Here is a 23,273-nt window from a genome sequence, read left to right as displayed (position 1 = left end):
TCGCCGTGGTGGTGTGTGCGGGCTCGGTCACGGCCACTTCCGGTCCGGTACCGGACCCGTGGCGACAGGCGGACTCGTCGCAGCGGGATAATCGACAAGTGAGCGCAACACTACGTATCAGCGGCCTGTCCACGTCGAGAGGCGAACGCACGCTGTTCGAAGGCCTCGACCTCACGGTCGCACCGGGTGACGTGATCGGGCTGGTGGGCGCGAACGGCGCCGGCAAATCGACGCTGCTCACGACACTGGCCGGGCTGGGGAACGCGGATGTCACCGGATCGATTGTTCTCAGCCCGCCCGACGCGACCGTCGGGTACCTCGCGCAGGAACCCGAGCGCGTCCCCGGTGAGACGATCCTCGATTTCCTCGGCCGGCGCACCGGCGTGACGGACGCCGAGAACACCATGAACGCGGCTGCTGCGGCGCTCGGCGATTCGGATGTCGACGACTACACCCCGGCACTCGAGCGGTGGCTCGCGCTGGGTGGCGCCGACCTCGCAGAACGTGCCGAGAAGGTCGTGTCGGATCTGGGACTCGGGGTCGGGCTCGATGCGCCGATGACCGGCCTGTCCGGCGGGCAGGCGGCGCGCGTCGGACTCGCGGCGCTCCTTCTGTCGCGCTACGACGTGCTGCTTCTCGACGAACCCACCAACGATCTCGACCTCGCGGGGCTGGAGCAACTCGAGCGTTTCGTCGCGGAGACCCGCACCGCGCTGGTGGTGGTGAGCCACGACCGCGAATTCCTCGCGCGCACCGTGACCGGCATCGTCGAACTCGATCCCGTCCAGCAGCAGATCTCGGTGTACGACGGCGGGTACGAGGCGTACCTCGTCGAGCGCGAGGTGGCACGGCGACATGCCCGTGAGGAGTACGACGAGTTCGCCGACACCAAGTCGCAACTCGAGGACCGCGCGCAGATGCAGCGCAACTGGCTCGAACACGGAACGCGCAATGCTCGTCGGAAGTCCAAGGACAACGACAAGATCGGGAAGAAGTTCCGCGCGGAGGCCACCGAGAAGCAGGCGGCGAAAGCGCGTCAGACGCAGCGGCGCATCGAACGTCTCGACATCGTCGAGGAGCCCCGCAAGGAATGGGAACTGCGCATGGAGATCGCTGCGGCACCGCGCAGCGGCACGGTGGTCGCCACGCTCGACGATGCGATGGTGCGCCGCGGCGATTTCACCTTCGGTCCGGTGACCACCCAGGTGCAGTGGGGCGACCGGATCATCGTCACCGGTCCCAACGGTGCTGGAAAGACCACCCTGCTCCGGTTGCTCCTCGGCACCCTCACACCGGATTCGGGACGGGCGACGCTCGGCTCGGGAGTGCAGGTCGGTGAAATCGATCAGGCTCGCCGCCTGTTCGAGGGCGATGAGCCCCTGGTCGAAGCCTTCGGCCGGCAGGTTCCGGAGTGGCCGGACGCCGACGTGCGCACCCTGCTCGCCAAATTCGCGCTCAAGGGCCATCACGTTCTGCGTCCCGCGGCGTCGTTGTCACCGGGCGAGCGGACCCGAGCGGGCCTGGCACTGCTGCAGGCCCGCGGCGTGAACCTGCTCGTGCTCGACGAGCCCACCAACCACCTCGATCTCCCGGCGATCGAGCAGCTCGAGCAGGCAGTGGAAAGCTTCGAGGGCACTTTGCTGCTGGTGACGCACGACCGCAGAATGCTGGAGACGACGCGCAGCACACGGCGGTGGCGGCTCGAGGACGGACGGCTGAGCGAGGAGTTGCTGTAGATGAGCGGAAGCGTTCGGGTGGACAGTTGGACGTGGTCGGTGCGGCTGTTCAAGACCCGTTCGGCGGCAGCGTCGGCGTGCCGCGCCGGGCACGTCAAGGTCGACGGCGTGACAGCGAAGCCCTCGACCCCGGTGACCATCGGCACCGAGGTGAGGGTCCGGGCGCACGGCGTCGAAAAGATCGTCGAGGTAACGCAACTGGTCAACAAGCGGGTGGGCGCGCCCATAGCCGCGACTGCGTACATTGATCACAGCCCACCGCCGCCGCCGAAGGAGATCCTCGCGGCGATCCCGATCCGCGATCGCGGTGCGGGTCGGCCCACGAAGAAAGATCGCCGCGAACTCGACCGGATCCGTGGTTTCCAGGACGACTGACGGGTCGCCTCCGAATGCGGACGCAGTGGGCTTCGTGCCGGTCGTGTGAACAGTCGGTCGGCGGCCCAGGAAAACCTCGCCACGTCGTGCCTCGGCTCGCTACGATCACGGGCAATTCGGCTGCCGGGGGCCGGCGAATCTCGGGTGGCCTCCCCGACAGCCCACGAGGGGGAGGCGGTTCATCATGGCGTGTCGAATCAGCGAGTTGGTGCTCGACTGCAGGGAACCCGAGGTGCTGGCGCGGTTCTGGTGCGAGGTCCTGGACTTCGTCGTGCTCGATCGTGACGAAGACGGACTGGAGATCGGACCACGCGAAGGATTCGGCGGCGCGCAACCGACCATCATCCTGAGTCGGACGGATAAACCCGAGCCCGCAAAACCGCGCCTGCACATCGATCTCAACGCCACCGACCGTGATCAGGACGCGGAACTCGAGCGTCTGTTGAGCCTCGGTGCACGCCCGGCCGACATCGGACAGACGGGCGACGAGACGTGGCACGTGCTGGCCGATCCCGAAGGCAACGAGTTCTGCCTTCTGAAGACTCGTCTCGAACCACTCTGATGCCTCCCTTGAACGCCACGGCCATCGGATCGCGGTGGGAAGGTAAGTTCCCGGTATTGACAAATCGTTGGGTTTTTACAACACTTTGTTCCATGAGTCCGGTACGCCGTGGGGAAACGCTCCCCATCTTCAACCGCATCCGTGTTCTCCGTGCGGAACGCGGCATGAGCCGCGCGCAACTTGCCGAGCTCATCGACGTGAACCCCCAAACGGTGGGCGCACTCGAGCGCGGAGATCACTATCCGAGCCTGGATCTCGCGTTCCGGATCTGCGACGTTTTCGGTCTTCCGGTCGAAGCGGTCTTCTCGCGCACCGAGTTCACCCCCTTGTCGACCGAGCTCTACAGACCCCACACCAAGGAGGCCTGACATGTCCACCGCGTCGCTCATCGACCGGTACGAGGACTACCGCACCCGCCGGTTCCTCACGCACGAGGCCACATTCGCGAAATGGCTACCGGCATGGCGCACCCGGCACCGTCGCCGCATCCTCGCCGGTGTCGTCGTCGCCCTGATCGCGGCGATGTTCCCGATCGCCGTGGCCACCTACTTCTTCCCGGTGATCGCAGTCGTGTGGCTACCGGTCGCGCTCGTATTCCTGCCCACGTGGACGTGCCTCCAGATCGTGTCCGGACGGCAATCCGACGCACCCCGGCACGCCCTGGACGAACGCGAGATCGCCGAACGCAACAGTGCCCGGTCGATCGGGCTCTCGGTGGCTCAGAGCCTGCTCCTGATCCCGATCTTCGCGCTCATGTGGAGCCCGCCGTTCGACTTCATCGATCACAAAGCGCTGTGCTACTCGGCGGGCGGATTCGCTCTCGCCGCAATACTTTTCAGTGGATGCCTCCCGGCAGTGCTGCTGGCGTGGACCCGACCCGACGACGACCCGGAGGACCAGCTATGACCCTCACGATCGATAATCTCTCCAAACGCTACGGCAACACCGTCGCACTCGACGGAGTGAGTTTCGAGGTGCAGCCCGGCGAACTGTTCGGGTTCGTCGGTAGCAACGGCGCCGGCAAGACCACCACCATGCGCATCGCGCTGGGAGTGCTCGCCGCAGACGGCGGGGAGGTGCGACTTTCGGGCAAGCCCGTCGATCTCGACGTCCGCCGCACCATCGGGTACATGCCCGAGGAACGCGGACTGTATCCAAAGATGAAGGTCGGCAAGCAGTTGACATATCTTGCACAGCTGCACGGACTTTCGACGCCCGAAGCGACTGCGGCGATGCATCGGTGGACCGAACGGCTGGGCATCGCCGAGCGGATCGGCGACACGGTCGATTCACTGTCTCTCGGCAATCAGCAGCGGGTCCAGCTCGCCGCAGCACTCATCCACGACCCGGCGGTTCTCGTCCTCGACGAACCGTTCTCCGGACTCGACCCCGTTGCCGTGGACGTGATGAGCGACGTTCTCGTCGAGAAGGCGAACACTGGCGTGCCGGTGATTTTTTCGAGTCACCAGCTCGACCTGGTGCAGCGGCTGTGCGAGCGCGTCGGCATCATCGTCCATGGACGCATGCGCGTCGTCGGTGCCGTCGACGACCTGCGCGCCGGCGGTACTTCCCTTCTGGTCGTGCACGCTCCCGACGCCCCCGCCGGATGGGCCGACGGCTTGCCGGGCGTCTCCGGTTCGGAATACAAAGACGGCCGGACCGTGCTCACAGTCGAGCCGGGCGCCGACGACCAGCAGATCCTCAAGACCGCGTTGTCCACCGGACCGGTGCACGAGTTCTCCCTGAGCCGGCCGTCCCTGACCGACCTGTTCCGAGAGGTGGTAGCCGCATGAGCGCCCCACTGAGCAACTCGCGTGCGATCAGCCTTGTGGCCCGCCGCGAATTCGTCACCCAGGTCCAGAAGAAGAGCTTCGTCATCAGCAACGCGATCGTGCTCGCTGCGATCGTCATCGGCATCGTCGCGATGTCTATCTTTTCAGGGGGCGAGGACGAGCGCCCCACGGTGGGAGTCGTCTCCGGCTACGCCCTCGGCACGACGCTCGGTTCCATCGGCGACGCCGTGGGCATGCCGATCGAAGTCTCCACCGTGCCCGATGCCGACGCCGGTCGCGAGCAGGTCGGTGCGGGCAACCTCGACGTCGCCCTCGTTCCGAGCGGTGACGGTACCGTCACCGCGATCACCGAGTCCGATATCGACGCCGATCTCAAGGCGCTCATCGATACCGCGGTCGTGCAGGAAGCCCAATCCGCGGCGTTGTCCACCCGCGGAGTCGACCCTGCGGAGATCGCTGCGGATGCTGCTCGCGCAACCGTGGTCGTCGAGGCCATCGAACCTCCCGACCCCGAACAGGGACAGCGGATCATCCTCGCGACCGTTTCGGTACTCCTGCTGTACTTGCAGATCCTGCTGTTCGGAACGTATGTCGCGATGGGCGTGGTCGAGGAGAAGTCCTCGCGTGTCGTCGAACTTCTGCTCTCCACCCTCCGGCCGCTGCAACTGCTGTGGGGCAAGATTCTCGGCATCGGTGCCGTCGGCCTGCTCCAGCTCACCGCGTACGGCGTCGTGGGTGTCGGCGCGTCTGTCGCCACCGGGACGCTCACCATCACCGGCACCGCGATCGGTGTGCTGGCCGGCACGCTCGGCTGGTTCATCCTCGGCTTCGCGTTCTTCGCCGTGCTCTATGCCGCAGCGGGGTCGATGGTCTCGCGGCAGGAAGATGTGAACTCCACGTCCGGGCCGTTGATGATCGTCATCATCGCGATGTTCTTCGCGGCGTTCTCCTCGATCGACGACCCGGAGGCGTCGTGGAGCACAACCCTGAGCTGGATCCCGCCGTTCTCGGCAATCCTCATGCCACTGCGCATCGCGGCAGGTGTCGCGACTCCGGTACAGATCGTCGGCACCGTACTGCTCATGGTCGCCGCAACGGCACTGCTCAGCCTCGTCGCGGCGAAGATCTACCAGCGTTCGATCCTGCGGATCGGCCGCACGGTGACCTGGAAGGAAGCACTCGGCCGGTAACCGCCACGGCGGTACACCGAACCTGGACGAGTGCCCGCCTCGTATAGGTTTGTTCCACAGCATGATCGACAGGTGGAGGCGACGTGGCGGGCACCAAGATCTCGGCGCAGGAGTTCATCGACAATGTTGTCGACCCGGGAAGTTTCACCTCGTGGGACACCACCCCGGTGAAGGTCCACGCCGACGAGAAACATCAGGCGGACCTCCGGCGTGCCGCCGAGAAGTCCGGCACCGACGAATCGGTTCTCACCGGAGCAGGCACCGTGCACGGTCGCCGCGTGGCGCTGATCGCATGCGAGTTCTCCTTCCTCGCAGGCTCGATCGGCGTCGCAGCGGCCGAGCGGATCGTGACCGCGATCGAACGCGCGACCGCCGAGCGTCTCCCCCTGCTCGCCTCCCCCACCTCGGGGGGCACCCGAATGCAGGAGGGGACGCTCGCGTTCGTACAGATGGTGAAGATCGCCGCTGCCGTCGCCGAGCACAAGGCATCTCACCTGGGTTACCTTGTCTACCTGCGCAATCCGACCACCGGCGGAGTTTTCGCGTCGTGGGGGTCGCTCGGGCACGTCACCGTGGCCGAACCCGGGGCGCTCGTCGGTTTTCTCGGACCCCGCGTCTACCAAGCGCTCTACAACGAACCGTTCCCGGAAGGCGTGCAGACGGCGGAAAACCTTTACCGCAAGGGTGTGATCGACGGAGTCGTTCCGCTCCGAGGCGTCCGGCAACTCGTGCACCGGCTTCTGCGCGTGCTCGTCGAACCGGATCACCCCGACACCAGCACTTCTCGCGCCGTCACCACCGTCGATGACGTACCCGACATCCCGGCCTGGCAGTCGGTCATGCTCAGCCGCAGGATCGAACGGCCCGGCATCCGGCAACTGCTCCGGCACGCCGCGTCGGCGCAGGTGCGACTGTCCGGCACCGGAGAGGGAGAATCCGACAGTACGGTGCTGGTGTCGCTGGCTCGTTTTCGCGGGGTGTCGTGTGTGATGTTCGGTCAGGACCGTGCCGGGCAGTCCGCATCGAACACGATGGGTCCCGGCGCCCTACGGGAGGCGCGACGCGCGATGCGACTCGCCGAGGAACTGCAACTCCCCCTCGTTCTCGTCATCGACACCCTCGGCGCCTCGCTGTCGAAGGAAGCCGAGGAGCGAGGACTCGCGCCTGAAATCGCCCGCTGCATATCAGATCTCGTGACCCTGTCGACTCCCACCGTGTCGGTGCTGCTCGGCCAGGGCACAGGCGGGGGTGCGCTCGCATTGCTGCCCGCCGACCGTGTGCTGTGCGCGCAGCACGGCTGGCTCGCCCCGCTGCCGCCCGAGGGAGCCAGCGCCATCGTGCACCGCGACACCACCCATGCCCCGCGCATGGCGGAAGCGCAGGGAATCCGCGCGCGGGACCTGCTGCGCGACGGGATCGTGGACGGGATGATTCCCGAACGACCCGACGCGAGCGAGGAACCGGTGGAATTCGTGAAGCGAGTCGGTGCCGCCGTCGCACGGGAACTCACCGAACTTGCCGGGGAACCCGCCGACAAGCGGTACAGCCGCCGAATCAACCGGTATCGCCGGTTGGGTCTCCCGGCGGAGTAAGCCTCGCCGGGCGGATCAGGGACGCACACCCACCCCGGTCGCGACCTCCTCGACACGGCCGCGCAGGCTGTCGGCCACCAGAGGCGGGGTCGGCGCTCCGGCACCTTCCCGCAGTCCCGAGACGAACTCCGCGAGCACATCCAGCGGCTCGGCCGACGGCGACCAGCCGAGTTCGGTCCGAGCGCGCGTGCAATCCATCAGCGGTAGCCGGAGCACGGTGTCGAGAAGCCCCGGATCGGCCGGCGCGAGATGGGTATGCCAGGCCGCGGCGACGGCCGAACGAATGATCCCGCGCTTCACCGGCACGACCCGCGCGCCCAGCACTTCCGCGATCGAGTGGGCGTCGATCGGTGGATCCGCCGCGATGTTGAACGCACCCCGGACGGGCCGCACGACGGCACGCACGTACGCATCCGCCGCGTCGTCGGAATGCAGGATCTGCATCCGCAGCCCCGGCATGTCCGGAACGACCGGAATCGCAGGCAACAGCGAGCCCGGAACGAACGGTCCCGCAAAGATCCGGCGCTGCGCTGTTGCAGAGCGTCGCTGGAAGATGAACCCGGGCCGCATACGGACGAGGCGGATCTCCGGATGCTCGAGTTCGAAGGCGTCGTACCACCGCTCGAGATAGGCCTTCTCCCGCGGATACGCCGCGCCGGGCCATCCGTGGGTGGGCCACGTTTCGTCGACGCGCGGTTCCTCGACTCCGGGCTCGGAGGTCGGGCCGGGTGAATAGGCGCCGACAGACGACGCCACCACGATCACCGGCACGTCCGCCTCCGCAGCAGCAGTCACCGTCCGGATCGTGCCCAGGACGTTGTTCTCCCACGTCGTCTCGGGTTTGTGGGTGGGTTGGAACAGCCAGGCGAGGTGGACCAGCGCGTCGGCTCCGCGCAACGTCTCCACCAGGTCGTCCGACGCAACATCGACCGCAGCGAACGTCGATTTGGGGACCGTCCAATCGGTACCTCGGCGGGCCAGTCCGAGTACAGACGTCACGGCCGGCTCCGCGCCGAGTGCGCGCACGACTGCGGTACCCACATTGCCGGTCGCGCCGGTGACCACCACGTGCATGCCGGAAGAGCTAGCTTTCGAGTGTTCGGTCATGGTTGCGAGTACCCGGCGGGTGCGACGTAAACCTGCGGCTACCACGCACCGGTTGTCACGATTCCGGAACACCGAGCCGCGCCGAAGTGCCGATAAGGCACTCTTGCGTCAGGCCGACGAGGTGTTGTTGCACGCCGCATCGAACCAGGCCGAGTGGTACCGACGCGCCGACCTTTCGGTTGGGCACTCCGAGGCGAATGCTCGGACGCATCGCGGAACGGTTCAGCGGTGGCTGCGCCGTAGTTCTTTCAGTCGGCCCCGGACCGGCGTACTGGCCATCCCCCGGAGATTGAGCGGCGGATCGATGGTTGCCAGGACCTCGCCCTCCAGTTGTCCGAGGGTGTCCGGATCTTCCGAGATGATCGCCACGACCCTCAAATGGCGCGTCATCCATTCGGTCAACGCGTGTTCGTCGATGGCATCCCTTCCCTGCGCGTGGGCGAGGATCGAGCCGAGGGTGCGCCGGAACGTTGAGAATTCGTGGTTTCCACCGAGGTGCATGCCGACGATGCGAAGCCACAGGGTGTTGGTGGACCGCCTACCGCTCGGCCATCGCGTCGCACCCGCCAGCCCTGCATAGATCAACCCCGGCGCGAGAGGCATGCCGAGGCCGGCGGTGAGGTCTTCGGCCCCTGACCCGTCGACCCACCAGCTGTACAAGCCGGGACTCCTCCATCGCTTCGGATCCTCCTCGGCCAGAAAGTCGACCGGGCTCATGGCCCGAGAGGAATCGAGCAACCCGGTGACAAACGTGGCGGTCTCCGCATGACCATGATCGGGATCCGCGGCCGTCGGGACAGCCTCGGCCGTATCGATCTCGTCCGAGCGGCGGGCGTACCAGCTCAGGCGCCGGCCCATACTCAGCCCCTCCAGCGGGGTGCGCACGGTGACGCCTTTGGCAAGCAGATGCGGTGAAAGTGCTTCGACGTAGGCCGCTCCGGCGTGAATTTCGATGACCCGATTCTGCAGCGGGCCAGCCAGGAGCTCGAGCCGTTCTATCACCCACCTGCCCCACGCGGAGCGATAGGCCGAAGGCGTGTCAGGGAGGTAGCGCTCATACGGCGACAGCCATTCGTCAGGTGTGACCAGTCCGTGCTCGGCCGAAAGTATGAACCACGGTAGGCCCGTCCCTTCCGCATACGACCGCTGGCGAGAGAACAACGGCGAGACGTACAGATCCTTCGCTGCGGACGGCACCTTCTGTTTGGATTTCACACAGGTGACGAGCACCAGGTCCGCCTCGACGGCATTCCGCGGGCTGCCCATCGTCTCGAGGTCGGGAGACAGGTGTGCGTCGGTGGCCCGCACGAAAGTGAGCGCTTCGCCGAGCCGTAGGTCTTCGAGCGTGAAACCAGCCGTCTTCCAGGCATTTACGTGTGGACGGTCGCCCGACCACCACGTCCGGTGTTTCGATGCCGAGGCCGGCAGCTCGCCGACCAGCGAGACGAGTTCGTCCCAACTCAACCGGATCGGCGAGTCGGCAACAGACAACTTCTCGATCAATACATCCCAATGCGCCACGCCTGATATCTATCACCACCCGGTGACGGTGGTCGTTGCGGGACGCGTGGCGGAATTCGCCGCACAATCGCGCCGTCCCCTTCATAGCGCCCGACGCACCTGCGAACTCTCCACCACAAACGCTTTCACCGTGAACTCGTCGTCGCAACAGTGCCGGCATGAGGGTGGAAGTGTCGGTTTGCGTGTGTAGAGCGTCCATCGTCACCACCGCACCGTCGACGACGAGCCGGGCCGGCAAAGTTCTCGTGGCAGGGATCTCGTCGCTCTTTGCCTCCACGCAGAACCTCTTGAGGACCGCGCTGGCGCCGTGGTCGAATGCGCCACCAGGTACGGGGCGGCGGTGCCGTGCGCCGCGGACCGGTTTGCCGTCCACTGCGATCGCCCACCGCTGACCTGTGACGAAGGTGTGTCCGCCTCCACATAGCGAGTGCGGTGTCGAGAGCGTCGCCATCGATGCAGGCGAACAGTTTCCGCACCGTCGATTCGTCCCGGGGCGGTGGTCTCACCAAGTCCCAACTAGGCGAGATGCTCGGCGGTCGCTGCTGCCGCCCACTGGCCGATCGCGGTGAACGACCGGGTCCTGGTGAGTGTCGTGGACGACGCCAGGGCGAGGACCCCTGCCACTGGGTACCGCACCCTGGGCCGATCCCGAGGGTCCGGCACGGTGTCGAGCACCGACAACAGGTGCTGATGGCGACCCGAATTCGTGGCCGCGCATTGTGTCGGGAAGGGTTGTATGCGGGTCCGGTCCTCGGGTTTCGGGTGGGTGGGGTCGCTACCTCCATCAAGCCCGTGATTCACTCCCTCACCTCAGCCCCATGCTTGTCATCCGCAGGTCAGAGCCCTCCTATTCAACCTTTCCGGGTCCCGACGGGAGGGTAGAGAGTGAATGCGCTATTTGATTAGCCCATCGATAAGATCTTCGTGGCCAAGATAAGTATCGGCTGCTGCATATAGCTCCCTGGAATGGGTATTAATTTCATCCTCAATCTTTTTGAGATTTGCAAGATCGGGGATATGCGGGTACATCATTTCCGCATTAGAATTCCAGGACCTCAGATCGAAGTAGTCGCTTCGCAATAGCGATACTTTCTCACGGACACGCGAATCTCGTATCACAAGAATTGCAGGAATTAGGGCGAGGCGCATACTTTCGAGCACCGGTTCTATGTCAGAAAACCAATTTAGCAGGGCGTTTCGGGATTCCACTCGAGCAGACTCGTACGAATCCTCGTCATCACAGCCAATCTTGCCGTTCGCCTCCGCCTCAGCGTCTACCCATTCCTCCCACCGCTTGCGGTATTCTTGAATATCAGAGAAGCGCTCCTTGAGTTCAAACCACAACGTAAGCACCGCCTCACGTTGCTTTTGGCGAACATCCGATTCGAGCTGTGCTCTAAAGAGCCTGATTTGAGCTTTCCTCGACTGGACTGCTACCCAAACAGCAGTCAGCACCGATCCCGCCGTCGCTATACCAGCAAACCATGTGCCCGCATTTCCCCATCGGTTATAGTCCCACCCCTGATCCCTGCCGATAACAATCACTGCAAATATCGCCATGCCACATAGGAGCGAACACAGGACGACAGCGATCCAGGTAAGCTCCCTAGTCCGATCGCAGTGGTAATGGACGTGCCCTCTGCGGCGCTCGCAAATCCAGCAGGGGGTTTCAGTCGGGGCACCTGGCACTGCGCCATAGTAGACAACAGCACTTCCTTCTCCCTGCGCAGGCTGGCACGAATTTTTTTGGAGAACCGCCAGTTCAGAATGAACGGCACGGTGTCCGGGCCTAGTGACGCAACGATGAAGCGAGCCGCCGGGCCGGGGCGCAGTCGTAGAGTGCGCGGTTCGTCCGGGGTGGTGTCGATCCATCATTGCAACATGAACCTGCGAATCTGGATGCCGTATTGTCATCGACTCGACGTGTCAAGGAGAGCCCCGGGCGGCGTCCACTGTCCGACAAGCGCCCGACACTTTATGGAGTTGCGAGCCTGCAGACGGGGCGTCCGCTCCGCCGCTCGGGAGGCTGAGTTCACCGGCCGTCGGACACAACCGGACCAGCGGCTACACGGCCCACCGCGGCGCCAAAGCCATCAAGACCGTCGCACTCGCCCGCCTCGCCGTCCGCGAAATCAGTTCCCGCTATCTGTCCGAAGACGAGCGGATCCAGGTTGCCGCCGGGCGGGCGTCAGCGTCGCGAACATCGCGAACACCTGAACCGCCCGCGTCGACGATCGAAGCGCTCGCCGCGCACTCGCTTGCCCTCGACACCGCCAGCAGCGATAGATTTGCGTCAATCTCCTTTGTTCCTAGCTCTCGACCGCCCGCGACGAAAACGGCATCCTGTGCATCCTTGAGGAGCACGACGACGTCGACGAATACGAACTGCGGTCCGAATGGGAGTCCGCCCCCCGATGGTTGGGGGCGGTTCCGGCTCCCGATGCCGAACAAAGCTCCGGTCGCGGAGCCACTTTGGTTCAGGCTCCATGAAAAAGTTCGCGACAAAGCCGAGGAACAACGCGTACGGAATCCGCGAAGCCGGTAGTGTCGCTAGTTCACCCAGGTCACAACCGCCCTGGAGCACAAAACGCTGTCGATGACCCGACAACGAGGCCTGACACGTCAGAGCCAGGGCAAGTGGGAATGTCACGGCGAGTGGTACACCGAGAAAATCAACAGCGAGCGCCTTTTCAAACCAGGATGGCCAGTCAACACTCCGCTTCTCACCCAGCGTGTATCCCACGGACATCGCGGATGACACCACGATGAGCGGCATCAACCACCATGGAGTCGGAAGATGCCGAATTGCGGCCAGCCGCAGAGCCGATCGGCTGTTGTCCGCCTCAAGCACCCGACGCACCGCTGGTTCAACGCCTCGGTCGAGCACCTTGCCCTGCCGCTCAATCCGCGCCGCCAGTCGCCGTTCGCGTGACCAATACTCCCACCCCGCCCCCAGAGACCATAGGGTCGCCAACACCGAGGTCGTGGCCATCACATACGGCGCCCAGTTGCTCATGAGCGCGATGATAAGGCCCGCATGCGACTCATCCCCTGCAACCGATTGATACCCGCCAGCAGTCATCGGCACCGCTCCGTGCCTGCCCGCCGTAGGAATCGATGCCCGGCTTCAACAGCAATTGGCCAAGCGATGCTTCACCCGCACCAGCATGCCCGCGGCAGTCCTCTCGGACCCGGACGAGGTTCCGCGCCCCTTCCTGCTCGAGGTCAGGATCGGCACTCAAGCGACCTTGTCCAGACGCAGTAACCGGGCCAAATGCAGGGCATCAAAGGCATCAGTCTTGCCCCGGCCTCCGGCCGGTTTCGAAAACTCGACAAGCTCGCGACCTGCGCCTGCCATGATTTCCTCGGTACCGACCAGGTACCGCTCCGCCGGGACTGTCGGAATACGTCTCACTTGGCGAGGTTGTGGGTCGCGGGGTGGCGGGTTATGCGGTAGGCAGATAGGCGCAGCGCCTCTTTGCGAATGCTGGAGTTCTACATGAATTGACCTTTCCATAATGTTGTAACCGGTCCGGAACTACACCGACGCCGTTCTCACGAGGACACCCGAGTCGGTGCAGGTCGCCGAGACATCTGGGGTGTAACCTGGCCGATGCGGTGAAATAGACCGTGATCCGACATAGATAAGCCCTTTCTATGCCGGCGGCGCTACCCGACGACACCGAGAAAATCAACAACAACGCAGTCATCACCGAGGCGATTGGTGGTCCGGGCCCGCGCCTGGCATGCCGTACACGAGTTGTACGCTCAAGGAATGCCCATCTCGGAGATCCCTAGTCAGGTGAATCTCGATCGCAGGGCGGTGCGTTGGGTTTGCACGCGCCACTGACACGGTCAAGCATTCCCACCGTTTTAAGCGGGGCCGGAAGAGCATCTCCATTCACCGCCCAGTAGGCAATCGCATATGCCGCAGTGCGACGCGCGAGTGCATCAAAGTCGCGCGGCAGACCAGTGGGCACACCGAAATCCTTACTTCCCGGCGTGCTCGGATGATCCGTACAGGATTCTTCGAGGCGGATGCCGTAATTAAGCGGGTGCAGGAAACAGCGTCGGCGCGTGACCGCCCCAGTCGATCAGCGGGGAACTCGCCGGTGCGCTGGTCGGATTGAACAACGCGTCGTGGGCGTGCACGGAGCTTCCCGCAACACGCAAGGGTGACACGCTAGTACGGGATCTATCACTGCGAGTATCGAATAGCTGCCCCTCTGATAAGCGATCGAGGCACCCACATAGGATCTGCGGTCATGACAGCGTCGCTGAAGGCACCGCGCAGGCCTACTGTCGTGCGGCTCTTTGCCGTTTCGATGAACCGGTGCGCCTTTCCCGGTTGTGACACAGCCTTAATCAGCCCGACCGGTGTCGTGGTAGGGCAGGTGGCTCACATCAAGGCGCAGAACTCGGGCGGTCCACGATACGACGACCTCCAAACTGACGAACAACGACACGGCTTCGGCAATCTGATCCTGCTGTGTGCTGTCCACCACCTTGAGATCGATGCTCGCAGCAACCTCGACATTTACACAGTCGAGCGGCTTTCAGAAATCAAGCAGCAGCATGAGGATGCAGCCGTCGCATCGGGTCACCCCGTTGTTGAACTTTCGGATGCTGCGGTCAATGGTTTCATCATCCAGGGCATCGTCAATGAGCCCAGCGTGCACATGGATTTCCGGCACGCTGTGTTCAAAGTCGGCGGTGAGGGCGGTCAACCACTTGGCAGCGGTGGAAACGGTGGCGTGCTGACGATCGTCGGCGTAGCAAGCCTTCCTCCTGAGGCCGAAGTTGATCTGGACGGGAAGCCAGGCCAGTTCCCTGGAGGTGGTGGCGGCGGAGGCGGCGCGCTGAGGTTCGAGGGAAGACCCATCACCGCCGCGGAGGTGACCGGCGGCGTGTGCGTTTCCAGCTTCTTCACCGCGAATGCGACAACCTGGCGGGACGGCTTATTCAATGCGCTTGACGGAGGATGCACATGGCATCCGATGCCAGCGCCGCAACAGCCGCTGTCGACTCCAATGGTTATCGTCCTGGAAGTCGGGTCCCTTCTGCCGAACGAGTTATTGCGTCTGGACATCCTCGTGGAATTGCCTTCGGGCATTGACGAGGTTTTGCGTCCGGTGGACATCCGGGTAGCGGACGATAAAAACGACATCGTCAGGCGAGCTTGTATTACGTCACTCGCTTCATTCGCAGCTGGGGAGGTCGGGAAGTACACTCTACGGGCTGAGTCCGGAGGAATCGTGCTGGCATCTTACTCGATCGAGGTTCGCTAAACGGATCGAGTCCCGGCGGTGTCTGCTTGTCCAAGGACGATCAGGAACTTTTGAACTCGTCGGCGCGGTGACGCCCATGCATAGAACCGATCACCACTCCGAGGTCACATTGAAGGCTGATCGCGGTCATCGACTCGGGGCGACGCGGACTCGGGTACACATATCGGCCGCCACCTGTGCGGTGCGTCGATAAGGACAGGGCGCCGAGCTGGTTGACGCGCGGGTTGTCGGGTGTGCAGTCGGTGAGGTAGACATCGCGGCGCAGCTCGAACAGCACTGCTCACGCGTTCATCGCGTCTAGGGTCCAGTGCGCTTTCGCAAGGTTGCGCAACAACGAGGTAGTCACCCAGTTCAGTTCGGCGTCGACCCCGACGCGGGAGACAGGAGCGCCGAAAACAGCTCTCAAAACGCGAAGTGCGACTGTGCCATCAGCCAATTCGGGTGCGCGGGAAACACATCCGGAAGCATCCGGTGACAACGGGCGGAGAACGCCTGGGTACACGAGCCTGGCGCCCCTGTGGCGGTCGGCGAAACCGTCCCGGTAGAACACCTACCAGCATTGACGTTCGGTGTAGAGGCGTAAGTTCTTCACCACCGCACCGAAGGGATACTCTCGGCACAGAATTTGGCGACCCCGTTCGAGGTCATCTGCGTCGATCGCAGCCACAGTGCGAGCGAGTATCTCAGCTTTGTTTTCGGCACTCGAGGCCTCACTCGAAACTGGGGCAGAGTGCCGGCGTGGGGTGGACACCCATGTGATCGTAGAGCGATTCACCGCGAGCCTGCCTCAGGTCGACGCACCGTCCGTCCGCCGCAGGTCGGTGCATGACGGATCAGATTGCGCCGACGGAGACCCAACCCGCAGGCGGGCGATAGACCTTGGCTTCTCACGTGAGGGCGCGTAGTGCACGTGGAAGTGTCAGTATGCGGCGTTGGCTCCGTATCCAGCCTCAGCCCTGGTGTACCCCTCGTATTCCAGTTGTTCGATCAGTCCAGAGAGAGAAAACGACGTCATCTCGAGGTACTGTTCGGCACTTCGTGCAGCCTGCCGGTTCCAGTCCACGCCCAAGCGGTCCACCGCGTACGTCGCATCTTCGGTGGAGAAGCCCTCGTACTCCAGGTGGTAGATCAGGCCACTGCGCGAGAAGCCCGTCATCTCGATGTACTGCTGGGCGGACGTTGTACGGCATTGCGCTGGCTGGAGATGATCTGCGGGGTAGTTGCAGTAGGTGCGACTGGAGTAGTACGTGTCGGCGGCGGCGTTCGTTCTGCGCTGGACGGCTGGACCTTCCCTGTGGTCAGGGATTCGGTTGGCATACTTATGGTTGATGTGACGGTTGTGGCAGACGGCTTGGAAGCCTCGGCAGGCACGGTCACCGTTTAAGTGACCACGGTCGTTGTACTGGTGTCGCCACCGGAGCAACCTACGAGGAGCAAAGCGAAGGCGGGGACAGCAGCAAGGGCGCGGAGAGTCATACCCAGAACATCCGGTTTGTGCCACCTTTCGTTGCGGAGAGCAAAGACCTCCCCTCAGTGCACGCGTGTGAGCGGACCGACCCGCATCTCGGGGGCGTGCGAAAGGAGACGGCCAACCGGTGCTTGTCGATGGGAACCGACCGGATTCCCCAGCGACAATGGCCCCCGAGACATTTACCGAGGTGCGGGGTTTGGTGACGCTGTGGGTCGGTACGTCGGTGTGTTTCAACGCCCCGCTCGTCGCCAGATCACCGCCGCCCGTCGCACATTGTCGTCCGCGCACAAGGCGGTCGCATAAGGTGACGCGGTCACCACTGTCAGTGCGAGGGAAGGACACCAGGCGATGAGCTCGTACGAGGAGGCGTTCCGCCAGAGCGTCGAGGATCCGGAGTCGTTTTGGCTCGAGGCCGCGAACGCCGTCGACTGGGACACGGCGCCCACCCGCGCACTGGACGACACGCAGGCGCCCTCGTACCGCTGGTTCCCGGACGGTGCTCTCAACACCAGCGTCAACGCTCTCGACCGTCACGTCGCGGCGGGGGCAGGTGACCGGACCGCGCTGATCTGGGATTCGGCGATGGTGCCGGCGAAGAAAACCTACACGTACGCCGAACTGCTCGACGAGGTCGCCACGTTCGCCGGAGTTCTGCGCGACCAAGGCGTCGTGGCAGGCGACCGCGTCATCATCTACATGCCGATGATCCCGGAGGCGGCGATCGCGATGCTCGCGTGCGCCCGCATCGGCGCCGTGCACTCGGTGGTGTTCGGCGGGTTCGCGGCGAAGGAACTCGCGACCCGCATCGACGACGCCCGTCCGGTCGTGCTCGTCACCGCGTCAGGCGGCCTCGAGCCCGGCCGCACCGTCGAATATCTCCCCATGGTCGAGACGGCTCTCGGGCTGTCGAAGACTCCCCCGCACACCGTGATTGTGAAGGATCGGGAACAGATCCCCGGTTCCGCTGCCGACTACAAGACGTCGTCCGCCGCGTGGTTCGACTGGGACGAACTCGTCGCCGACTCGTCGCCGGCCGAACCGGTCTCGGTCGCCGCCACCGATCCGCTGTACATCCTCTACACCTCCGGGACCACCGGGAAGCCCAAGGGCGTCGTCCGCGACAACGGCGGGCACGCGGTCGCGCTGACGTGGTCCATGCGCAACATCTACGACATCGGTGCAGGCGACGTGTGGTGGACCGCGTCCGACGTCGGTTGGGTGGTCGGCCACTCGTACATCGTCTACGGCCCGTTGCTCGCCGGCGCCACCACCGTGCTGTACGAGGGCAAGCCGGTGGGCACCCCCGACGCCGGCGCGTTCTGGCGCATCATCGCGGAGAACAACGTCAAAGCGCTGTTCACGGCACCCACTGCGATCCGCGCGGTCCGCAAGGCGGATCCCGACGCCCAGGAACTCACGAAATACTCGATCGACTCGCTGGAGACGCTCTTCGCCGCCGGGGAACGCCTCGACCCCGATACCTACGCGTGGGCGACCCGGGTACTCGAGCGCCCGGTCGTCGACCACTGGTGGCAGACCGAGACGGGCTGGGCCATCGCCGCGAACCTGCGGGGCCTGGATCCGATGCCACCCAAGGCCGGTTCTCCGACGGTCCCGGTTCCGGGTTACCGCGTCGAAATAGTCGATGCGCACGGCGAACTCGTGAAGGCGAACACCGAAGGCAACATCGTGGTCCGGCTCCCACTTCCGCCGGGCACCTTGACGGGTTTGTGGCAGGACGAGGACCGGTACCGCAGGTCGTACCTGGACACGTTCCCGGGGTACTACCTCACCGGCGACTCGGGCTTCGTGGACGAGGACGGCTACGTGTTCGTACTCGGACGCTCCGACGACGTGATCAACGTTGCCGGACACCGCCTTTCGACGGGCACGATGGAAGCGGTCGTGGCGTCGCACCCGGCAGTGGCCGAGTGCGCCGTCGTGGGGATTCACGACGAGATCAAGGGCCAACGCCCGTCGGGATACGTGGTGCTCAAGGCCGGGGTGGAGATCGACCCCGAGACCCTACGACAAGAACTCGTCGCGATGGTGCGTGACCAGATCGGTGCGGTCGCGACCTTCCGCGACGTGACCGTCGTGCAGGCGCTGCCGAAGACCCGATCGGGCAAGATCCTCCGAAAGACCATGCGCCAGATCGCCGACCACGAGCAATACACGGTCCCGTCCACCATCGAGGACCCCGCCGTGCTCGAGGCCCTCCGGGAACAACTCGGCGGCTGACCGTCCTCTGCGGAGCTTCTACCGGCGACGGCGGCGCCACACCGCGACTATCACGACCACAGCGAGGAACGCCCCGGCCGCGGCGATGAGGTCGGGGCGGTTCCGTACCGCTTCGACTTTTTCGTCGGCCGCGTGTTTGACGCGAGTGGGAACGTCGAGCCGGTCGCTCAGTTCGCCCACCGTCGCAGCGAGTTCGGCGCGCTGCTGCGCAATATCGGCTTCCGGTCCGCTGTTCGATCCGTTGGGTGTGGACTCGACGGGCCGGGGATCACCCTGGGATTCCGGTCGGCTCATTACATTGCTCCCTTCGCGGCGGCCACGTCGGCCCGAACGCTGTCGACCGTGTGCGCCGGCATCGGCGGCGCGGCCTTCTTGGCCTTCGAGGCGCCGACCGCCGCGAGGATGCCGCCGATCACGAGGACCACGACGGCGACGATCAGTGCTGCCAGCCACGGGTCCAATGCCGTCGCGAGCCCCAGCACACCCGCCGCGATGAGAGTGGCGAGCCCGAGGTAGAGCAGAAGCGCACCGGCGCCGGAGATGCCCGCACCGATGCCGATCCTGGTGCCCTTGGCCTTCACTTCGTCGAGGGCATGGGTGACCTCGGTGCGCACGAGTGTGGAGACCTGCGCGGTCAGCCGTTCCGTGAGTTCGACTGTGGACAGTTCGGAGGGCTGGGCCGCCACGTGACGCGCACCCCCTCCGGTCGGTTCCGTCATGTTCGTTCCCCTTCCTCGTTGTCGCCGGTCGCGCCACGCAGGCGACGCCCGCGTTCGATGATTTCTTGGTGTTTCGCCGCGTTCTTCTCGCTCACTCGGGTGTCTCGCGGGGGCAGTTTGAGGGTCTTCTCCGCCTCGATTCCACCCTGCAACTGCCGGCCACGTTCGAGTTCTGCGTCGAATTCGGCCCCGAACAGCAGTGCCAGATTGGTGATCCACAGCCACAGCAGGAAGATCACCGCGCCGGCGAGCGAACCGTACGTCTTGTTGTAGCTTCCGAAATTGGTGACGTACACGGCGAACAGCACCGACGCGAGGATCCAGACCACGATCGCGATCACCGAACCGACGCTCACCCAACGGAATTTGGGCTGCTTGACGTTGGGCGTCGTGTAGTACAGCACTGCCACGATGATGATGACCAGAATCAGCATCACGGGCCACTTCGCGATGTTCCAGACCGTTACTGCCGTCTCTCCCAGCCCCACGACGTCACCGATGGTGCGGGCGATCGGTCCGCTCACCACGAGCATCAGCCCTGTCGCGCCCGCAAAGACGAGTACAAGGGCGGTGACCAGCAGCATCTGCGGGCGCAGCTTCCAGATCGGGCGTCCCTCTTCGATCTCGTAGATACGGTTCATAGCCCGACCGAAGGCCCCGACGTAGCCGGACGCCGACCAGAGCGCACCCAGAACACCGATGATGAGGGCGAGGCCGGCGGTCGGTGCCTGCACCAACTGCTCGATGGGGCCTCGCAAGGTGTCGACCGCGGAGGCCGGTCCCAATTCCTCGACCATCTGGAGCACTGCATCCACGGTGGCCTGGCCCTGCCCGAAAACCCCGAGCAGCGAGACCACCACCAGCAACGCAGGAAACAGCGACAGGATGGCGTAGTACGTCAGCGACGCTGCCAGGTCGGTGCACTGATCCCGGCTGAACTCGCGGACCGTCCTTTTGATCACGTATTTCCACGACGGCTTCTCGATGTCCGTCGGAGAGTCCGGCTTGCGCGAATCGTCCGGTGCCACGGTCGCGCCCGCAGCACCGTCCCCGCCCTGTTGGTCTGTCATGGCACCCGAGTACCGCGCCTCCGCCCAAACCAAACCGGAACCGCGTGAGGTTGTCCGTACGATCGGAGCATGTCCGACACCGATGCAGTCCGCGGCTCCTCCGAGGGGTTCGCCGACATCACGTCCCAGCTCGACTACCCGATGTACATCGTCACGACGCGCGCCGGGGAAGAACGCAGCGGATGCCTCGTCGGGTTCACCACTCAGACCGGCATCGATCCGGCGCGCTTCCTCGTCGCCATCTCGAACAAGAACCACACCTTCCGTGTCGCCCAGGAAGCCGAGTACCTCGCCGTGCATGTCCTCTCGCCGGAGAACCGCGCGATATCGGAGCTTTTCGGAGAGCAAACCGGAGACGAGATCGACAAGTTCGCCCAGTGCGCGTGGAGCGAGGGTCCGCACGGCCTGCCGATCCTCGACGGCGCGGCCGGATGGTTCGTCGGGCGCGTGCTGGACAGGCTCGATCTCGGTGACCACATGGGGTTCCTGCTCGATCCCGATGAGGGTGAACTTCGCGAGAAGCTGGACAAGCTCCTGACCTTCCGCGATGTGAGCGACATGGAGGCCGGCCACGGCGCATGACGTGGCGGGGAACGAACCGGCGTGATCTGATCGGGTGCATGCACCAACTCGACGACCCCGCCTCCCCCACCGACGTCGACGACGATCGGCTCCGGCAGCTGTACGCGTATCCGGAAGGGCTCGAGCGCCCGTGGATGCGCGTCAACTTCGTGTCCTCCCTCGACGGTGCGGTCGCCGTGGAAGGCCGGTCGGGAGCGCTCGGCACCCCGTCGGACAAGAAGGTCTTCGGGCTGCTCAGGGAACTCGCAGACGTGATTCTCGTCGGCGCGGGCACTGTGCGGACCGAGAACTACGGGGGTGCGCGCACCAGCGAGACGCTTCGTGCGCGTCGTGAGGCGGACGGCCTCGAAGCCGTGCCTCCCATCGCGGTCGTGACGACGTCCTGCTACTTCCCGTCGGATCTGCGGCTGTTCACCGACACGACAGTGCCTCCGGTCGTGTTCACCAGTGCGAGTGCCCCTGTCGCCAACCGTCGCTCGGCGGAGGACGCCGGTGCCGACGTTCGGGTGATCGCCGACGACACCATCGACGGCGCAGCCCTGCTCGCCGCCGTCACGAAGGCCGGATGGACGCGCGTACTGTGCGAAGGAGGTCCGCAACTGTTCGGAAGCATGATCGAAGCCGACATCGTCGACGACCTGTGCTTGACCTGGGCCCCGGTTCTCGCAGCCGGCGCCGCGGGGCGCATCGCCTCGACGCCTGCCCCCGCGCTCACGCCCATGCGACGGACCCACCTGGTCGCCGATGACGACGGCACCCTGCTCACCCGCTGGATTCGAGACGACAGAGAAGGAGCTTCCCATGGCTGATGACGACATTGTCGAAGGAACCGATCGTTCCGACGACCTGCTCGAACGACTCGCCGACCTCGCGTCCGAGCGCAGCCTCACCGTGGGATGCGCGGAGTCGCTCACCGCGGGCACGCTGGCCGCCAGGCTCGGTGCCGCGCAGGGCAGTTCGGAGTGGTTTCGCGGCGGCATCGTCGCCTACTCACGCGAGGTGAAGCACGGGCTTCTCGCAGTGCCGGAAGGCCCGGTGGTGAGCGAAACCGCGGTGCGGGCCATGGCCGAATCGACTTCGCGTCTGCTCGGCGCCGAGATCGTGGTCGCGGTGAGTGGGGCGGGTGGACCCGACCCGCAGGACGGCCGTCCTGCCGGAACCGTGTGCTTCGCGACGACAGGTCCGGGTGGGACACGCAGCGAGGAACATCATTTCGACGGCGACCCCCAAAAAGTGCTCGCCCGGACAGTGCGTCATGCCCTAACGTTGCTCGTCGATCGGGCACAGGCCTGACTGTCGAGGCAGGAGCATTCTTGCGCACACTCACCTACTTCGTGGCCACCACGCTCGACGGGTTCATCGCCGACCCGTCGGGCGGGTTCGGTTTCTTTCCGGTCCCCGACGAACTGGTGTCGGTCCTCGTCGAGGAGTTCCCGGAAACCATCCCCACCCAGGCGCGTGCACATCTCGGGATCGACCCGCCGAACAAGAACTTCGACGCGGTGGTCATGGGCAGACGCACGTGGGAGCCGTCTCTCGATGACGGAGTCACGAGCTCGTATCAACATCTGAAGCAGTACGTCTTCTCGACCACGATGAGCGAAGCACCGGACGACACCGTCACACTCGTCGACAGCGATCCGCTCGCGTACGTGCGCGAGCTGAAGCAACAGGACGGCGGAGGAATCTGGTTGTGCGGGGGCGGTTCTCTCGCGGGCGCACTGTTACCCGAGATCGACGAACTCGTCCTGAAGGTGAATCCGATCGTAGCGGGCAACGGAATACCGTTGTTCCGCGCGGACTTCGAACCGCATTTCTTCGATCCGATCGACAGTCGCCCGATCGCCGGCGTCACGATCACTCGTCTGGCTGCCCGTCGTTGACCGTGTCGGGGGGGGAGGGCGGCTGTGACCCCGGCCCCGCGTGCAAAAAAGGCGGGGTGGACGGCCCGCCGGGGGGGGGGGGGGGGGGCGGGCCGGTCGAACTTGGGGCCCCGCGTCGGGAGGTGGGGAAGGGGGTAATGACG

General features: G+C 64.8%; 20 protein-coding genes and 1 pseudogene. 14 read left to right on the top strand and 7 right to left on the bottom strand.

Translation table 11 applies throughout. From position 1 onward, the window contains the following. Positions 1-98: 98 nt before the first annotated feature. From ACFWU2_RS05185 to ACFWU2_RS05150, 8 genes are all read left to right on the top strand, one after another. Positions 99-1,736: an ABC-F family ATP-binding cassette domain-containing protein gene (locus ACFWU2_RS05185; protein ID WP_378601929.1), complete on the top strand. Its 1,638-nt coding sequence runs from the start codon at positions 99-101 to the stop codon at positions 1,734-1,736. Further along, the gene (locus tag ACFWU2_RS05180; RefSeq protein ID WP_169621148.1) at positions 1,737-2,111 is read left to right on the top strand and encodes an RNA-binding S4 domain-containing protein; all 375 of its coding nucleotides are present in this window, start codon (positions 1,737-1,739) and stop codon (positions 2,109-2,111) included. Between the two features lie 184 nt (positions 2,112-2,295). After that, the gene (locus ACFWU2_RS05175; protein ID WP_378601926.1) at positions 2,296-2,673 is read left to right on the top strand and encodes a VOC family protein; all 378 of its coding nucleotides are present in this window, start codon (positions 2,296-2,298) and stop codon (positions 2,671-2,673) included. Positions 2,674-2,765: 92 nt separating this feature from the next. Further along, positions 2,766-3,041 carry a helix-turn-helix transcriptional regulator gene (locus ACFWU2_RS05170; protein ID WP_378601923.1) on the top strand — a complete coding sequence of 92 codons (276 nt, stop codon included), beginning with the start codon at positions 2,766-2,768 and terminating at the stop codon, positions 3,039-3,041. A gap of 1 nt (position 3,042) precedes the next feature. Next, positions 3,043-3,579 carry a hypothetical protein gene (locus ACFWU2_RS05165; protein WP_378601920.1) on the top strand — a complete coding sequence of 179 codons (537 nt, stop codon included), beginning with the start codon at positions 3,043-3,045 and terminating at the stop codon, positions 3,577-3,579. Next, a complete protein-coding gene (locus ACFWU2_RS05160) occupies positions 3,576-4,466 on the top strand; it encodes an ABC transporter ATP-binding protein (RefSeq protein ID WP_378601917.1) in 891 nt (296 codons plus the stop codon). The genes ACFWU2_RS05165 and ACFWU2_RS05160 overlap by 4 nt, the downstream gene beginning before the upstream one ends. Further along, positions 4,463-5,656: an ABC transporter permease gene (locus ACFWU2_RS05155; protein WP_378601914.1), complete on the top strand. Its 1,194-nt coding sequence runs from the start codon at positions 4,463-4,465 to the stop codon at positions 5,654-5,656. Before ACFWU2_RS05160 ends, ACFWU2_RS05155 begins: the two co-directional genes overlap by 4 nt. An 83-nt stretch (positions 5,657-5,739) precedes the next feature. Further along, positions 5,740-7,248 carry a carboxyl transferase domain-containing protein gene (locus tag ACFWU2_RS05150; RefSeq protein WP_378601911.1) on the top strand — a complete coding sequence of 503 codons (1,509 nt, stop codon included), beginning with the start codon at positions 5,740-5,742 and terminating at the stop codon, positions 7,246-7,248. 15 nt (positions 7,249-7,263) lie between these two features. On the opposite strand, the gene ACFWU2_RS05145 is transcribed toward ACFWU2_RS05150, so the two are convergent. The 3 genes from ACFWU2_RS05145 to ACFWU2_RS05135 form a co-directional block, all read right to left on the bottom strand. Further along, on the bottom strand, positions 7,264-8,355 hold the full coding sequence (locus tag ACFWU2_RS05145) for an NAD-dependent epimerase/dehydratase family protein (RefSeq protein ID WP_378601908.1): 1,092 nt from the start codon (positions 8,353-8,355) through the stop codon (positions 7,264-7,266). Between the two features lie 222 nt (positions 8,356-8,577). Further along, a complete protein-coding gene (locus ACFWU2_RS05140; RefSeq protein WP_378601905.1) occupies positions 8,578-9,876 on the bottom strand; it encodes a DUF6884 domain-containing protein in 1,299 nt (432 codons plus the stop codon). Between the two features lie 894 nt (positions 9,877-10,770). Continuing rightward, complete coding sequence (locus ACFWU2_RS05135) at positions 10,771-11,436, bottom strand: hypothetical protein (RefSeq protein ID WP_378601902.1); 666 nt, start codon at positions 11,434-11,436, stop codon at positions 10,771-10,773. 2,705 nt (positions 11,437-14,141) lie between these two features. Between ACFWU2_RS05135 and ACFWU2_RS05130 the strand changes: the two genes are divergently transcribed. After that, positions 14,142-15,164: a hypothetical protein gene (locus tag ACFWU2_RS05130; RefSeq protein WP_378601899.1), complete on the top strand. Its 1,023-nt coding sequence runs from the start codon at positions 14,142-14,144 to the stop codon at positions 15,162-15,164. Positions 15,165-16,083: 919 nt separating this feature from the next. Here the strand turns inward: ACFWU2_RS05130 and ACFWU2_RS05125 are convergent. Next, complete coding sequence (locus tag ACFWU2_RS05125) at positions 16,084-16,320, bottom strand: Ltp family lipoprotein (RefSeq protein WP_378601896.1); 237 nt, start codon at positions 16,318-16,320, stop codon at positions 16,084-16,086. A gap of 660 nt (positions 16,321-16,980) precedes the next feature. Here ACFWU2_RS05125 and ACFWU2_RS05120 point away from each other — a divergent pair. Then, positions 16,981-18,876, top strand: a pseudogene (locus tag ACFWU2_RS05120) (propionyl-CoA synthetase); the annotation flags it as partial. Between the two features lie 18 nt (positions 18,877-18,894). Here ACFWU2_RS05120 and ACFWU2_RS05115 read toward each other — a convergent pair. Genes ACFWU2_RS05115 through ACFWU2_RS05105 form a run of 3 tightly spaced genes read right to left on the bottom strand, consistent with a single transcriptional unit; the run spans position 18,895 to position 20,665 of the window. After that, positions 18,895-19,170 carry a DUF3618 domain-containing protein gene (locus ACFWU2_RS05115; RefSeq protein ID WP_378601893.1) on the bottom strand — a complete coding sequence of 92 codons (276 nt, stop codon included), beginning with the start codon at positions 19,168-19,170 and terminating at the stop codon, positions 18,895-18,897. Then, on the bottom strand, positions 19,170-19,595 hold the full coding sequence (locus ACFWU2_RS05110) for a phage holin family protein (RefSeq protein WP_378601890.1): 426 nt from the start codon (positions 19,593-19,595) through the stop codon (positions 19,170-19,172). Before ACFWU2_RS05110 ends, ACFWU2_RS05115 begins: the two co-directional genes overlap by 1 nt. Continuing rightward, the gene (locus tag ACFWU2_RS05105) at positions 19,592-20,665 is read right to left on the bottom strand and encodes a YihY/virulence factor BrkB family protein (RefSeq protein ID WP_378601887.1); all 1,074 of its coding nucleotides are present in this window, start codon (positions 20,663-20,665) and stop codon (positions 19,592-19,594) included. Before ACFWU2_RS05105 ends, ACFWU2_RS05110 begins: the two co-directional genes overlap by 4 nt. Positions 20,666-20,734: 69 nt before the next feature. On the opposite strand from ACFWU2_RS05105, the gene ACFWU2_RS05100 reads away from it, so the two are divergent. The 4 genes from ACFWU2_RS05100 to ACFWU2_RS05085 are packed head-to-tail and all read left to right on the top strand — an operon-like array spanning position 20,735 to position 23,130. Next, a complete protein-coding gene (locus tag ACFWU2_RS05100) occupies positions 20,735-21,247 on the top strand; it encodes a flavin reductase family protein (RefSeq protein WP_378601884.1) in 513 nt (170 codons plus the stop codon). Between the two features lie 38 nt (positions 21,248-21,285). Further along, entirely contained in the window at positions 21,286-22,056 is a 771-nt protein-coding gene (locus tag ACFWU2_RS05095; RefSeq protein ID WP_378602357.1) for a pyrimidine reductase family protein, read from the top strand. After that, a complete protein-coding gene (locus ACFWU2_RS05090) occupies positions 22,049-22,540 on the top strand; it encodes a CinA family protein (protein ID WP_378601881.1) in 492 nt (163 codons plus the stop codon). Before ACFWU2_RS05095 ends, ACFWU2_RS05090 begins: the two co-directional genes overlap by 8 nt. Before the next feature lie 20 nt (positions 22,541-22,560). After that, positions 22,561-23,130 carry a dihydrofolate reductase family protein gene (locus tag ACFWU2_RS05085; protein WP_378601878.1) on the top strand — a complete coding sequence of 190 codons (570 nt, stop codon included), beginning with the start codon at positions 22,561-22,563 and terminating at the stop codon, positions 23,128-23,130. Positions 23,131-23,273 lie beyond the last annotated feature (143 nt).

This window comes from Rhodococcus sp. NPDC058639 (genome assembly GCF_042717545.1).
Classification (GTDB): domain Bacteria; phylum Actinomycetota; class Actinomycetes; order Mycobacteriales; family Mycobacteriaceae; genus Rhodococcus.
The sequence above is the reverse complement of the archived record's forward strand: the minus strand, read 5'-3'. Positions and strand labels throughout refer to the sequence as shown.